Origin of the sequence: Alkaliphilus hydrothermalis (assembly GCF_016908555.1) — a bacterium.
Lineage (GTDB): Bacteria > Bacillota > Clostridia > Peptostreptococcales > Natronincolaceae > Alkaliphilus > Alkaliphilus hydrothermalis.
On record NZ_JAFBEE010000009.1, the window covers coordinates 21,347 to 37,125 of the forward strand.

Sequence of the window (15,779 nt, forward strand, 5' to 3'; positions counted from 1 at the left end):
AAAACCAATTTAATTTAATATTTGAGAATCACTATTATTTTATACAGGGGGGATGCCCAAGTTGATTAGCTTTATTTATTATTCAAATAATTAAAAAGGGGGATTTGAGTTGAGTAACAGAAAATTATTATCATTAATCTTAATCATTGCTCTTGTATTTTCTAACTTTGCAATAGCAGTGGCTGCTCCTATTGATAGTATTGTTTCCTTTGAGCAAGAAACCTTAGGAGAGTTCTATGAAGGATCTAGCATTGCAAGAGATCCAAGAGTAGAAGGACTAAAGGACAGTGACCTTATTAGAATTATTGTCGAATTGGAGTCAAAGCCAGTAGTTGACTACGCTATAGAAAGAGGTATTAGCCTCCAAAAAATGTCTATTCAAGAAGTAGGTACAATTTCTGATAAGTTAATGAAGGAACAAGAAGTTGTAAAAGCAAGCATAGACAAACGCGGTATTGATCTTGTATATCACCATGAATTTGTTCAAGTACTTAACGGATTCAGTGGTACCACTACTCTAAAAGAAGCGAGGGCGATTGAAGATCTAAGTGGAGTAAAAAGGGTAACAATTGCTACTGAATATGAGAGACCACAGCCAGAAATGCATACGAGTCATGAAATTGTTGAAAGCATGAAGGCTTGGGAATTAGGATTTAAAGGTGAGGGAATGGTGATTGCTATCCTAGATACAGGAGTCGATCCATCCCATAGAGATATGAGTATCCTGACTGATCCTTCTAAAGCAGAGCTTCAACAATCTGATGTTGAAACATTGATTGCCAATAATACAGTTTCAGAGGGAAAGTGGCACAATTACAAAGTTCCATATGGATACAACTATGCAGATAACAATACTGAGATTTTAGATCTAGGACCAGGGGCCTCCTTCCATGGGATGCATGTTGCTGGTACAGCCGGTGCAAATGGTGATACTTCCAATGGGGGTATTAAAGGGGTTGCACCAGAAGCACAAATTTTAGCAATGAAGGTTTTTGGTAACGATCCAGGGATGCCTTCTACATATGGTGATATCTATGTAAGAGCAATCGAAGACTCTATTAAGCTTGGGGCAGATGTTATTAACATGAGTCTAGGCTCAACAGGGGCATTTGTATTACCTGAGGATGAAGATCCAGCTAGGGTTGCAATCAGAAAGGCAACAGAAGCTGGTATTATAGTAGCTGTTTCTGCGGGTAACTCTAATCATATAGGAGATGGTTTCGCAAATCCTTTAGCAAAAAATCCTGATATTGGGGTTGTAGGGTCTCCATCAATAAATCCCCAGACATTATCAGTTGCATCAATTGAAAATAATAAAATACTAGCAAGTGCATTGAGATACAAAAATGGCGAAATCGTTTATATGCCTGCTGGGTCAATAGATCCTGTAAGTCATTTCAAAGGCAAACAAGTCAATTTCGCATATGCTGGATTAGGCGCTGTAGAAGATTTTGATGGTCTAGACTTAACTGGTAAAATTGCATTAATTAGCAGAGGAGAATATCCTTTCGTAGAAAAAATTATGAATGCCCAAAACAATGGTGCCATTGGGGTTATTATCTTCAATCATGCAGGGGAAGAATTAATCAATATGCAATATCCAGAGGAAGGAACAATTCCTGCTATATTTATGGGGAATATTGGCGGTGTTGCATTGAAAGAGCTAGCAGAAACAACAGACAATTATGTTGTTTTTACAGGCAATCAACAACTGGCTGATAATCCTGAAATGGGTAAAATGTCTAGCTTTACTTCATGGGGGGTTACACCTAGTCTAGATTTCAAACCTGAAATTACTGCTCCAGGTGGAAGAATTTATTCTACATTCCAAAATAATAAATATGGGATGATGAGTGGTACTTCAATGGCAGCACCTCATGTTGCTGGGGGTTCAGCCGTAGTACTTGAAAGAATTGATAAAGATTTTCCACAATTAGCATTAGCAGAGAGAAGTAAATTAGCAAAGAATATACTTATGAATACAGCTAAACCGCTACTAGATAGAGCCCTGTACAATAATCACTACAAATTAGGAAACTATGTTTCTCCTAGAAGACATGGTGCTGGGGTAATGAATTTATATGGAGCTACTACAACTCCTGCTGTTGTAGTCAGCCCAGCAGATGACAATTTAAGTAAAGTAAATCTAAAGGAGATTGGAAATGTATCTACATTTACTTTAAAGGTAGAAAACTTTGGAGATACGCCAATTACTTATAATTTAACTGGTACTGTAGGAACAGATCTTGTGTTAAATGGAGCTAATAGATTGGAAACCCAAGGGGTATTCAAAGCGGGTACGATCGGTGACGCTGCTCCTTGGTTAGGAGAATTCCCAATTGCATTTAGTGCAACAGATAATACACCAATTTCTCAAATAGAAGTACCTGCAGGGGGAACTGTTGATTTCAAAGTTACTTTAGATTTAACACATGCAGTAGAATGGAGCTACAATGCACCATTAGCTGCTATTTTCCCAAATGGTACCTTTGTAGAAGGATTTGTTCAATTAAAGGATGCTGCAGACGCAGTACCTGAGTTAAGTATTCCATATGTCGGTTTCTATGGTGATTGGGATAAAGCGCCTATTATTGATGATACCATCTATAATCCAAACGGAAGCCCTTATTATGGTAATTTTACCTCCTTAACATGGTTAGATGAAGCTGCAGATTCTTTTGAATTCTTAGGCTTCGATCCAAAAACTGGGGAGTTTAATGAAGACTTAAACGTAATATCCCCTAATAATGATGGATTAGCAGATCATGCTAGAGGATTATTCACATTCCTTAGAAATGCAAAAGCTGTTAACATTAACATCTTAAATGAAAACGGTGAAGTTGTACGAAAAGTAGCAAGAGATACTTATGTAAGAAAGAACTACTATGATGGTGGTGACGGTACAAGATTTAGAGCAAATGACTCATGGATTTGGGATGGATGGATAAACAATCAAGTTGCCCCTGACGGTCAATACTATTATGAAGTTGAGACTGTAATTGATTTTGAAGGTGCAACTCCACAAAAAGTGATATTCCCAGTAAAGGTAGACAATCAAGTACCTACCATTACATCTGTAGAGTATGATAATTATGTTAATCATTTATCTGCTGCTGCTAGTGATAATCATATGGTCTTAAAGTATGATTTGTATGATGTGGACGCAGAGGAAGTATTACTGGAGAGCATTGATGGTAACTTTAACATTAATGATTTACCATCAGGAGCATATAGTATTCGGGTTCGTGTACATGACTATGCCTACAACATAGCAGAGTCAGACACAATAATGATTGGAGATATTACAATTCCATACGTAACGCTTGAATCTCCAGCTGTATTAGAAGCGTACAACGTGAATAATATACCTGTTGTGGGGGCTATTCAAGATGTTAGTAATATCGAATCCTTTAGCTTTATGATAAATGAAGTAGCGACAGGTATAGCACTTCAAGATACCACAGAGGAAGGGGTAGTATCCTTTAATGGTCAATTAGTAGACTTAGAAGATGGAGTACATCGAGTAAGGGTAAATGCTGAAGATCAATTGGGAAATGTGATTGACTTTGAGCGAAAATTCTTCGTGGATACAACCATGCCTACAATTACGCTAGATGATTCTATAGTAAATGCAATGAGCAATGGTGTTGACGCTGAAGTAGCTACGATAGACTTTAAAGCGACGATAACTGATAACTTCCCAGCGCTATTTGTGAAGTTAAATGGTAATGTTGTATTCTCTCAAGATGCTAATTATGCTTACTTAGAAAATAGTGATATAAAGGACGATGCTATTACCCATTCTTTAGTTGAAGCGATGGATTTGGCCTACGGTGAGAATTACATCGTACTTGAAGCTATGGACTATGCAGGAAACATAAAAGAGGAAATAGTAACAATTACAAGAGGGGCTTCTGATACAGATGTAGCTATCCAGTTGGGCAGCCCTACAGCATTAGAGTTCTTTGATAAGGATATAGTTGATGTAAAAGCAACTGTAGTAGACAGCTCCGAGCTTGGTGTTGAAAAGATTGAGGTTAAGCTGGGGGGAGAAACTAAAGTTGTCTACCAAGCAGAAGTACCACAAGTGGTAGAAGAACCGTTAGTAGAAGTGCCTGTAATAGAGGAAATCATCGAAGAGCCACCAGTATCAAAGGAAATCATCGAAGAGCCACCAGTTATAGAGGAAATCTTAGTAGAAGAGCCTGTAATAGCTTCACTAGTAGAAGAAACAACAGTAGAGCCTACTACTTATACTATTGAAGAAAACTTTACTAATGTAGCTGATGGACTACATTTTGCAACAGTTACAGTAACTTTAAAGAACGGAAATGTGGTTGAAGCAAAGAGAAAGATCTTTGTAGATACTACAGCTCCTATTATCGTAATCCCTGAAGACACGGTACCAGAAACGGTAACCCATGATGTTGATAGTGTTCACTTAGTTGGTGCTATAACTGAGAATTTCCCAGCACTATATGTGAAGGTTAATAACACGACTATTCATCAAGAGACAGCTCAATGGCTAACTGTTACAGAAATCACTGGTATAAACTATGCTTTAAATAAAGCTGTTAATCTAGCTTACGGAGAGAATGATATTACAGTTACTGCTGTAGATCATGCAGGTAATGTAAGTTCTCAAGCATTTACAGTTGTACGTGAAGATGCACCAGTAGTAGAACCGCCTGTTGTTGGATTAGGTATTGATACGATTAGCATTTCAAGAACTTCAGATGTAGCTTTTGATAGAGATACTACCATCGCTGCAACAGCCAACCAATCTGCTTCTTGGGATATTACAATCTTCAATCCTAATGCAGAAGAGGTAGGAAGCAAAACTGGTGAAGGAACAAGTATCAGTTACACTTGGGCTCCTGCTGAGTTTATGAAATTAAACGGAACATATAAAGCAGTAATTACGGCTACTAAAGGCGAAGAGGTTGTTGTAGAAGAAAGGACTTTCACTGTATATAACTATCCGATAGAAATAGAAGTGATAGAAGTAATTAAACAGGGAAGTAATGTAGTAATTGAGGCAGCCATTAATAACATTAGTACATCTGCTAAAGATGTTATGCTTGTTATTCAGGTGAAGGATTCATTAGGTAGAGTGGTTAATATAGCTACTGCTAAAATGAGTGGATTACAGGCCGGAAATGTTATAGAGCTAGGATCTGGCTTTGGTCTTAACACCTCAGGAAATTACACTGTAGATGTCTTTGTATGGACTGGATGGGAAGATCCTGAATCTTTAGCAAGCCCAACAACTACCATATTTACAATGGAATAGGATAATTAATTGAAAAGGGGGCAATTCCCCCTTTTCAATTAAAAAAATTATCTATAGGGATATATTTTTTTGGAGGGAGGCATTAGGTTGAAGAAAACTATTTCCGTATTATTAGTGTTTTTAATGTGTATATTGACTATACAGCCAGCTATTGCGGCTCTACCTACATATAGTTTAGAGGTATCCTTGCAGAGGGATAGCTACTATCAAGGGAGTTCAGTCCTTTTTAATGGACAGGTAAAGAAAGATAATGAAGGACTGGGGTATACTTCCGTTACTGTTAAGGTAGAAAATAGTGAGACCCAGAAGGCTATTTACGTAGATCAACTATTAACAGATGCTGAGGGAGGGTTTACAAAAACCTTTACTCTGCCTGGAGATGTTGCTACTGGAAATTATATAGCAACTTTTATAGCTGCAGAAGTAAAACAAGAGCTGTCATTTGATATATTAGCGGGTGCCATAAGTTCCAGTTTAACCCTTAACAAGACTCAGCTGCATCCCAATGAGGTTTTGGAAGTGAGGGGAGTAGCTACAAAGGATGCAGAGGAACAGGCTTATGCACCAGTAATTATTAAAATATTGAAGAATGATACTGTAAAATATGTAATGGATTTAGTGACAGATGGACAAGGGAATTTTAGTACTACCTATAGGGTACCTAGCAGTGGTGCATTAGGAGAGTACGTTGTACAGGCTTATATATTTGACGCGACATTAGAAAAGGAGTTTACAGTAATAGAAAGAACATTGAAGCCACCACCACCGGTAATCACACCGCCGCCGGTAATCACACCACCTCAACCAGAGGTGCCTAAGGGTAAAGAAACAGACAGTGGTAAGGCGACTGTCACTAAGAATGATACTGGTAAGGTAATGCTTAAAGTAGAGCTAGATCAAGAGAAAGTAGGAAAAATGATTGAAGCAGCGGTAGGTAACAGGGTAAATATTGACGTAAAGATACAGGAAGGTACATCAGAAGCGATAGTCGAATTTGATGCAGCGATCATTACGAAAGCTAGAGTAATGGGGAAAACGTTGGTAATCGACACTGGTATAGCAGAGGTGGAAATTGATGCAGATGATATCTCTGTTGAAGAAGGGTCTGTCCTATCCCTTCAAACTAGTATTGATAGTAAAGAAGATGCTGAATTTGTCCTACGGAACAGAGGGTCCAATGATTATAAGGCTACCTCCCAGGTCTTCAACTTGAAGTTAACTGCAACAAAAAACGATAAGACCCACAAAGTAGTTTTTAATCAACCCCTTACTATTAAATTAAAATATAGTCATTCAAAAAATATCAATACAGCAAAATTAGGGGTATATTTTTTTAATCCTGATTCTAGAAACTTTGAATATGCTGGAGGAAGAGTTGTAGAAGAAGGAACGATAATATTCAATGCTAATCACTTTAGTAAATACACAGTGATGGAGTACAATAGAGTCTTTGATGATATAAGTGAGCATTGGGCTAAAGCAAATGTTGAGGTGTTGGCATCGAGACATATCATAGACGGTGTGGACGAGAGAAATTATGCACCAAGTAGTAATGTGACAAGAGCACAATTTGCTAAATTAATTGTTGAGGCTCTAAATCTAACAAAAGGTGAAAAGGAGCAAGCCTTTGCTGATGTAGCTCCAGATATGTGGTATACACAACCAATAGAAATTGCTGCTAGCTTAGGGATTGTAGAAGGCTTTGACGGGAAATTTGATCCTAAGGGCGAAATAACCAGAGAACAAATGGCAGTTATGCTAGTAAGGGCTCTAAAGGTTGTAAATCCTGAGGCAACTGATCGCATTAGTGCTGTGAGTTTTGCTGATAAAGATGAAATGGCTACATGGTCTCAGGAGGCAATCGCTATTGCAACGGATCATGGTCTGGTAACAGGAGTTGGAGAAAACAAATTTAACCCGAAGGACAAAACTACCCGTGCACAAGCTGCAGTAGTAATTTACCGATTGCTAGAGTTATTAGATAAAATCTAATTTAAATTGTAAAAAGTCTTGAAGATAAAATGTCTTCAAGACTTTTTATATGCGTGGCTCCAGAGAAGCTGAGGGACGATTAAGTTTTTTCCTTTATACCTCCTACAAATAATGGTAAAATAAAAGAAACATGTCAAATATTACATACATGGAGGTATAATATGAGAAAACATAGGACCTTAAGCCTACTACTTGTAGTCATAATCCTACTAATGACAGGATGTCAGATAAATACACTTGCATTAAATCCGGTTCAGAAAATTCAGGTAGAACCAAAGGAAACTCCCAACTACAGGATGAAAATGTTGGTGGTCTACGGGGACGATGGCTACTTGCCCCTATATCAGCAATTGAAACAAAGTCTAGTGGTGGGGTTACAGGTGGATTCTATCCCCTTAGAATCAGTAACAGGCACAAACCTTAAAGCCTATGACATCGTTTACCTATCTTCAATGGATGCTAAAATAAAGGGACTGAAGGGGAATCAATCTTCTATCTATGAGTATGTTGAGCAAGGGGGACGTCTCATACTTTCTCAAGAGATTTTAGCCGCTTTTCCTTCAAGTTTTACAGGACTTGAACATCAAGTAAAATTAGTTGATATTAATCAACAGAATCTAAGCTACCCAGAAGTGGGAGGGGATTTAAAGGGTGTTCAAAAAATAGCTCAGGCCTTTGAAAAAGACTATAGAAAGCACATTAATAAAGAGCTGAAAGTACAAACAGCAAAGGTCAAGGGGGCAGAGGTAGTCATAGGCTACAAAGACCAAGCCCTTGTTTCTATAAATCAATATGAATCAGGGAAGGTGATTGTCCTATCAGACTTCCTACCCAACTACAATCAATACATCACAGGCTTTGACCTAGTTGAAAGAAAAGAAGAAAACAACTACTTTCAGTTCTTCTACGCAACAGCTAACTATCAGATGTTGAATGAACTGATGAGTTACTTTTCAAAGGATCAATATGGAATGTCCTTTAAGAAGGTTTTAGGAACCTATGGAAGACCAGCAATGGCATGGCAAAATCATTATGAAGTATTGGATTCTATAAAAAATAAGGAACTAATTACTTGGATAGATATATTAAAAAAGCACAATCAAATCCCCTCTATTTCCCTTGTAAGGGGGTCCTATGACTGGGGTGAATGGTATAATACCATTACATATCACATTAATGTAGGTAGCAACAATAAGCCCAAATTCATGGGGGAGGAAGAAAACTCCTATTATTCCAATGGAGTTTACATTAAGGACACTAAAGACCAAGATATCACCCTAGAAAAATATCCAGAGCTCGTCAGCTACTATTCTAAAGTAGATAGGAACTTTAGACCCTACCCCTATTTTATTGACTGGAATAAAGACAGCCAGATGGATATTATTGTAGGAAATCATAATGGTACAATAGCAATTATGGAAAATGCTGGAACAAAAGAAGCACCCCGTTTTAAGGAACCAACTACTTTAAAGGATTCAAAAGGCAAAGATATCAATCTAGGGGAAAATGCAGCCCCCACAGTGGTGGACTTTGACGGAAATGGACTTAATGATCTGATTGTTGGAAATAAGGCAGGTAAGGTTTATCTTTTAATCAATACAGAGAAGGGTATTTTATCTCCTCAAGCCCTCAAGACGGCAAAGGGAAAGGAGATTAAAGTCTCTGGAGAGGCAGCCCCCTTTGTTGGAGATCTAACTGGTGATGGAACCATGGATTTAGTGGTGGGGGATCAAAGTGGTAAGGTGTATTTTTATGAAGGAATAAAAGCACAAGGACAAAAGCTGAAGTTTACAGAGGGTAGAGAAGTGTCCATTAAGGGACAGTCTCTGATAGTCAACAAATTTGCTTCTCCCCATATAGGAGACTATAACGGTGATGGAAAAATGGATTTGTTGGTGGGGGATGCCAACGGTGATATCCACATAAATCTGAATACAGAGACAGAAACAACTAAAACAAATGGGGAATTGCCCTTATCCTATAAAGGAAAGGCTGCCGCCGAAAGGAAAAATATCTACGGGAAAAACACAATCTATACTGGAAAGAATGTTGTCCCCTTCCTCTTGGACTGGGATGAAGATGGACGGATGGATTTAATGACTGGCCAATTAAGCTTCTCCAGGACCTACGATTTATCCCTGAATAATTTCCCGTACAAAAATGAGCTAGAAGAAAACTTAAAATATGCACAGCAACAACATGTTCCTATTTTTCCCCATATATATTTCCATAGCCACAAGGATGATGCACTGGAGAAGAGGGAGATTGAGCTACATCAAGAAAACTTTAAGAGGTTAGGCTTGCCCTGGGGCTATACTGGCACCAATCAGCATACATGGCGGGTAAATGTTGATGATCCTACCCAGAGCTTTAGGAATTTAATGGAGTATGGTATTTGGAATAACTTTGGTTTTAAAACACCAAATGCCCCTACAGACCCCAACTTTGGTAGGGACTACATTTGGTCTACCCCCTTCATAATGATGGAGGGAGAAGAATTTTTACCAATGGTGCTATTCACCCCATCCCCCTTCATTAGAAACTATGGGGAAGTCTACGATCATTTAGCTGATATGGATACTCCCTTTACCTTTTTTGAACATATCGAGTACAAAATTACTAGGGGTGGAAGTGGCCTTCAGCATCTAATGCAGATGATTGACTTCTCAAATGAAGTAAGAGAAAAGTATAATTATGCCTTTATGACGGAGGAGCAGATGGCAATGGCCTTCATCAATACCTTTTATACTGACTATGAAATCACTATAGGGGATAAGCAGGTTCAAATAACACCAAATATTGAAAATGTTCCTCAGCATCTGGCGGCGGAGTACATCGGTACTGGTGGTATTGGAATAGAACTGGGGGAAAAGTTAAAAGGAAACAAGATTACCGCAGATGCTTTAATACAATACAGACAGGAAGATCGACTATATATCGGAGTAGGAGGGGCCGTTAAATTAGATATGACTAGTAATAAATTTAGTGCAGTTTCTAAACCTCCAATATCAATACTAATGGTAAATGGACCCATTGAATACCAATGGGAAGGAAATGAATTAATCATAAAGTTCAAGAGTAAAGGATTGAACCAGATTATGCTTTCATCTGAAAATACACTAGAAGTAAAAGGAGAAGAAATCAAGGTAGAGGAGCAAGATAGGATATACACTGTAACCCATTATGGGGAAAACCTAGAGATGAGGGTTAATCCCAAAAAATAATTTTAAACAGTTTGAATGAAACAGTTTAAATGTCCCTTCAGGAGAAATCCTTTAGGGATTTTTCTATTAAAATTCATACAATTCTGCCACAATTTAATCATATTTATCCCAAACTCTCCACCTATAATAAAGTTGTAATCAAAACAATATAAAAAAAGGAGAGATAAACATGAAAAAGATAGTTGCGATGGTTTTAATGGTATGTGTTTTAGTTGTTGGTGGAGGAAATACATTTGCTTTTCAAGGTGAAGAAGAGATTTTCTTAGGGGAAGATATGGAGAGTATTGAAAGAGAAGGTCAGTTGCCAGAGGTAAAAGAAAACAAGCGATTTAACACATTAAAAGAATTTAGAAATGAGCTTCAACAGCTAAACCAACTTAAAATTCAAGCTTTGGAACTTAGAACTGAAGCTGCAGAAAAACACGGTACAATCCTAGACTTATACATCGAAGCAAGGGAAAATCAGATGATGGAAGAACTACAGGAGGCGAAGGAAGTACGTCAGACCATAAAGGGAGTTAACAATGAAATTGCCCAATATAAAGAAGAAATGAAGGAATCTATGAAGAGCTTCCGTCAAGCTGTGAAAAATGATGAAATTGAAGTAGCTAGACAACACATAAACAATGCAATAACGTTAAAAAGTTTAGTTAATAGCAAAATATCAGCAAAGCTACTTCTACTAGACGAGATTATTGAAATTCTTTCTTAAGCTACACGCTAATGGATTAGACTAAAAAATGAATAGACTTAACAAGTAAAGGGATGGGGCAACCGATCTCTTTACTTTGTTATAGGAAGTTTTATATAATTTATATATAATTAATGTAGGGGGTGGAAAAAGTGAAAAAGATATTTGTGGTGGAGGACGAGTTTAATATTCGAGATTTGATTAAGAAATATCTGGAGAAAGAGGGCTATAGCGTCACTACCTTTCAAGATGGAAGTACGATTTTGCAAGAAATAAAAAGATTAAAGCCAGACCTAGTGGTGTTGGATATCATGCTACCGGGGATGGATGGATTGGAGATTTGTAAAGAAATAAGGAAGGATAGTAATATACCCATCATATTTGTATCCGCCCGAGATGAAGAGTTTGATAGGATTTTAGGTCTAGAAATCGGGGGAGATGATTATTTATCAAAGCCCTTTAGTCCCAGGGAGCTGGTGGCTAGGGTGAAAAATATCTTTAGAAGGCTGCAAACGGCCAGTATTGAAGAAGATAAGATAATTGAGATAAAGAACATGAAAATATATCCCACCAGAAGATACATTACCTGTAATGAAGAAGAGATTAAATTATCAAACAAGGAATACGAGCTGCTTGAATTCCTATGCAAACATCAAAATCTTCCCTTTACAAGGGAACAACTACAGGAAAATGTATGGGGTTATGAGTACATAGGGGATTCGAGGATTGTAGATGATCTTGTAAAACGCCTCAGAAAAAAACTAAAAGAAAAGGAATCGCAGGTGGATATCGTAACCGTCTGGGGATATGGGTATCGGGTAGATGGCAAATAGAGGAGGAATAGGACGTAATCTTTTACTATCATATTTTATATTACTGTTTTCCATCATAATGATTACAGGGCTATCCTTTAATCTATTATCCCACAGATATTTGATAAATGAGACAAGACAGCAGATGATTGAAGAGGGGAAAATTATTGCAAAGAGATTGAACAATCAATCATCCCTTAAAGCGGAGAATATAAAAGGAGGATTGGTGACTAGAAGAGAGCTGAGGCTAATGACTACAAATCTAGAAACCAAGGTGATTATTTTAAATAATGAAAAAAGAGTAGTTTATACCAATATTGAAACCAATGAGTTAAAAAGATATCAAAAGATTATTAATGGAGTTAATGGGGACAGGGATTATGTGACTGCTAGGGTTCCTATAAAAAACAATAGAGGAAACGTAGAGGGGAATCTTCTTTTGATTGCTAAAACAAAAGATATAAAGGCCCTTAATGGGCTAGTGAGACGAGCACAAATACTGAGCCTTTTATTAGCCGCAGTAATTGCCATAATCATGTCCTTTATCTTTGAAAAGAAATTAACTAAACCTTTAGAAAAACTAACAGAATATATTCGGAATTTTAACATTAACAAATCTAAACCTGTTAAATTGAAGACTGGAGACGAATTACAGGAGCTGGCGGAGGGGTTTAATGAGCTAGCAGAAAACCTGAAGGCATATGACGAGAAGCAAATGAGGTTTCTCCAAAATTCCTCCCACGAGTTGAAGACTCCCTTAATGTCTATTCAAGGCTATGCAGAAGCCATAAAGGATGGGGTTGTAGAGGGGGAAGAAGTAGTAAAAAGCCTAGATATCATTATAGAGGAAAGTAAAAGACTAAAAAAGACGGTAGATGAAGTAATTCATTTGACAAGACTAGAAAATCCAGACGACCTTTTTAATAGAAAACCCGTAGATTTTGGGGACTTAATCCATCAAACGGTGGAAAAAATAAAACCATTAGCCATTGAAAAAAATATCAGCATCAATATTTATGGAGAATACCCCACCATAGTAGTTGATGGAGATGAAATGCTGCGGGCCATAATAAATATACTTGGAAATGCCCTAAGGTTTGCTAAAAGTAAAATCCATGTGGAGGGAGTAATCCAAGAGGAGGACTTTCGCTTAATTATAGAAGATGATGGTCCAGGATTTAAGGAGGGGGAAGAAAAGATTGTTTTTGAACGCTTCTACAAGGGAGATCAAAGTGGTACAGGTATTGGATTAGCCATGGTTAAGGCAATCGTGGAAGGTCACGGTGGAATTGTTAAAGCAAAAAATATATTGCCCCATGGAGCATGTTTTATCATACAGCTTCCCATCAAAAAGAATATATTCTATCCCCAAAGGTAAACCTAAAGTATGAGGCAAAAAATATTTTGGGGAGGAATGCAAATGCCACAGCATACTCAGCAACTACAAAATGCCCAAACGACTTTACAGCAGATCCAACAGCAATTGGAACAGAGGAAGCAAACTATTGAAGTACAAGGGACCATGACCAATCAGCTCCAGACAGCAGCCCAAGAACTACAACAGGCCTTAAATGATGCAGGGTTGGGACAACAATATGCAATTCAACAGACCTTAAGTAATGTACAGCATGCACAACAGCAATTGACTCAAGCTCAACACCTACAGGCTTTGAATTCTATTCAACAGGCACAGCAACAGCTAAAACAGGCTCAACAACAATTATAGTTAATTTGATAGCATAGAAAGAGTAGCATAACTCATTAATGGAGTAGCCTTTAAACTTCATTAGAGTTATGCTCTTTTTTTGAAACAGATTCAAAAAATTGTTAATATGTGCTACAATAGGGCTATAGTACTAAAAAGGAGGAATATGGTATGTTTGGATGGGACAAGATGTACGAAACAAATATACAGATGGTTGATCAGCAGCATAAACGGTTAGTTGAGCTAATAAACCAGCTTAATGCTGAGGTAATCGCACAATTAGAATTTGACAACTATGATCGAATTATGGAGATCTTGGGGGAGCTAAAGGATTACACAGTGGAACATTTTCAACATGAAGAGTCTTTAATGAAGGATGCAATGGGAAAATTTGATGACGAGAAGCTAGCAGAATTTTGGGCATACTTTAAAAACCATAAAAATGAACATGCAGACTTCGTTAACAAAGTTGAGGAAGTTTACTGTAATAATATAGATGAAAACCAAGTGGAAATATCCATAGAGCTAATCGATTTCCTAGTGGAATGGATTAAGAATCATATTTTAAAAATAGATTTGCAGTTGGAAAAATACATAGTGTAGCGTTAAGTAGGGATGCCTTGAAAATGAGGGCATCCTTTTAATTTTACCTTTAAATATTAGATACGCATTGAAAAGTGATAGACATAATACTACAATTTTTTTAAAAATAATCATTATTTTAACTAACATAAAAGGAAAAAGTAAAAATAAGAAGAATATTTAAACATTATCTAAGTTGTTAGAAAATTTATACCTTTAAGGAAGAAATAAACAAGAGGGGGAATAGAAAATTATGAAAAAAATTAGGTTTATAGTAGTACTCATATTAGCATTTTCAACAATGATAGCCTCAGCCCAGACAACTACAGGATATAGAATGGAGAATATACTAAATCAGCTCAACAGGACTACCTCCAGTAATATTAAGGCTGCATTAAGTAAATTTACTGATATGACAAATCATTGGTCTAAAGACTCAGTAGGAAAACTAACTTACCTAGAGGTTATCGGGGGCTATTCCGATGGCACCTTTAAACCCAACCAAAACATTAAAGTAGATGAATTTATTAAGCTCACCGTAACAGCCATGGGATATAAGCCCGAAGCAGGGGACAAATACTGGGCTACCCCCTACATACAAATCGCCAAGGATGAAAAATTAATTGGAGAAAAGGAATTTTCCGATTATAAAAGACCCATCACAAGACAGGAAATGGCGAAGATCATTGTCGGGGCCTTAATGACGAAGGAGGAGGCCCCCAGCTCCCATGAATTAGCCTTAATCAGAAGTGGCATAAGGGATTATTTAGAGGTTTCCGACACCCATAAGGATTCAGTATTAATCGCCTACCGAATGGGCTTAATCGGGGGATATCCCGATAGAACCTTCAAACCCACCAACAAATCCACCAGGGGTGAAGCCAGTGCCATTATCGTAAGATTCCTAGACCCCAATATGAGAAAACCAGCCGAGCCTGATATGGAGAATGTGATTATATTACCCGACTACCATAAAAATACCCATGTACTAACCCCCCATGGGAATCAAGAAACCTTTGATATGACTAAGGCAATGCTTGAAGCTTTGGAAAAATCTAAAGGATTTGGATCTAGAATGTTTGGGCCTGAGAGTAGAAATGTTGGGATGGGTCTGTATGAAAACGAAGCAGCCTTTAAATACAATTCAGAGCATATCTTTGCAAATAAAATGCAAATGGCACTCGGGACTAAAACGGCACTATTAGAAGGATATATAGGAAGTGTTGTTGTTTATGATGTGGATGCCGTTAAGGAGCTACATTACGGGGTATTAGAAGATTTGTTTAAATTTTGCTTCGAAAAGGATTATGAAAAGGCCATGGGGGAGCTGGAGAAGGTATTTATCGCTGAAAAAAGTAGCCCTAAATATTTTAGAAACTTCACCTTTAATAATCGTCATGTGAGATTTGAAAAATATGAAAATGACTCAGGATTCCAGTTTTTTATCAGTACTAAAGGATATCGACCATAAGGGGTGAAT

Annotated in this window: 9 protein-coding genes; all 9 read left to right on the top strand. The window is 37.5% G+C overall.

Features of this window, described 5'->3' with window-relative positions; all coding sequences use genetic code 11:
• The first annotated feature begins 109 nt into the window (after positions 1-109).
• The 9 genes from JOC73_RS07920 to JOC73_RS07960 all read left to right on the top strand — a co-directional run bounded on the left by JOC73_RS07920 (position 110) and on the right by JOC73_RS07960 (position 15,770).
• Positions 110-5,293, top strand: coding sequence for a S8 family serine peptidase (locus JOC73_RS07920; RefSeq protein ID WP_204401850.1), 5,184 nt, complete (start codon positions 110-112; stop codon positions 5,291-5,293).
• Between the two features lie 87 nt (positions 5,294-5,380).
• Positions 5,381-7,285 (top strand): S-layer homology domain-containing protein, encoded by a 1,905-nt coding sequence (locus tag JOC73_RS07925; protein ID WP_204401852.1) that lies wholly within the window; start codon positions 5,381-5,383, stop codon positions 7,283-7,285.
• 161 nt (positions 7,286-7,446) lie between these two features.
• On the top strand, positions 7,447-10,509 hold the full coding sequence (locus tag JOC73_RS07930) for an FG-GAP repeat domain-containing protein (protein ID WP_204401854.1): 3,063 nt from the start codon (positions 7,447-7,449) through the stop codon (positions 10,507-10,509).
• Between the two features lie 169 nt (positions 10,510-10,678).
• Entirely contained in the window at positions 10,679-11,221 is a 543-nt protein-coding gene (locus tag JOC73_RS07935) for a hypothetical protein (RefSeq protein ID WP_204401856.1), read from the top strand.
• A 131-nt stretch (positions 11,222-11,352) separates the two neighbouring features.
• Entirely contained in the window at positions 11,353-12,033 is a 681-nt protein-coding gene (locus JOC73_RS07940; protein WP_204401858.1) for a response regulator transcription factor, read from the top strand.
• A complete protein-coding gene (locus JOC73_RS07945) occupies positions 12,023-13,390 on the top strand; it encodes a sensor histidine kinase (protein WP_204401860.1) in 1,368 nt (455 codons plus the stop codon). The genes JOC73_RS07940 and JOC73_RS07945 overlap by 11 nt, the downstream gene beginning before the upstream one ends.
• Before the next feature lie 42 nt (positions 13,391-13,432).
• Complete coding sequence (locus JOC73_RS07950; protein ID WP_204401862.1) at positions 13,433-13,738, top strand: hypothetical protein; 306 nt, start codon at positions 13,433-13,435, stop codon at positions 13,736-13,738.
• Positions 13,739-13,888: 150 nt separating this feature from the next.
• The gene (locus tag JOC73_RS07955; protein WP_204401864.1) at positions 13,889-14,320 is read left to right on the top strand and encodes a bacteriohemerythrin; all 432 of its coding nucleotides are present in this window, start codon (positions 13,889-13,891) and stop codon (positions 14,318-14,320) included.
• A gap of 232 nt (positions 14,321-14,552) precedes the next feature.
• Positions 14,553-15,770, top strand: coding sequence for an S-layer homology domain-containing protein (locus JOC73_RS07960; RefSeq protein WP_204401866.1), 1,218 nt, complete (start codon positions 14,553-14,555; stop codon positions 15,768-15,770).
• Positions 15,771-15,779 lie beyond the last annotated feature (9 nt).

Coding starts and splice junctions, on each gene's coding strand:
- JOC73_RS07950 (WP_204401862.1), top strand. CDS start 13,433: ATGCCACAGCATACTCAGCAACTACAAAATGCCCAAACGACTTTACAG.
- JOC73_RS07955 (WP_204401864.1), top strand. CDS start 13,889: ATGTTTGGATGGGACAAGATGTACGAAACAAATATACAGATGGTTGAT.
- JOC73_RS07945 (WP_204401860.1), top strand. CDS start 12,023: ATGGCAAATAGAGGAGGAATAGGACGTAATCTTTTACTATCATATTTT.
- JOC73_RS07960 (WP_204401866.1), top strand. CDS start 14,553: ATGAAAAAAATTAGGTTTATAGTAGTACTCATATTAGCATTTTCAACA.
- JOC73_RS07935 (WP_204401856.1), top strand. CDS start 10,679: ATGAAAAAGATAGTTGCGATGGTTTTAATGGTATGTGTTTTAGTTGTT.
- JOC73_RS07930 (WP_204401854.1), top strand. CDS start 7,447: ATGAGAAAACATAGGACCTTAAGCCTACTACTTGTAGTCATAATCCTA.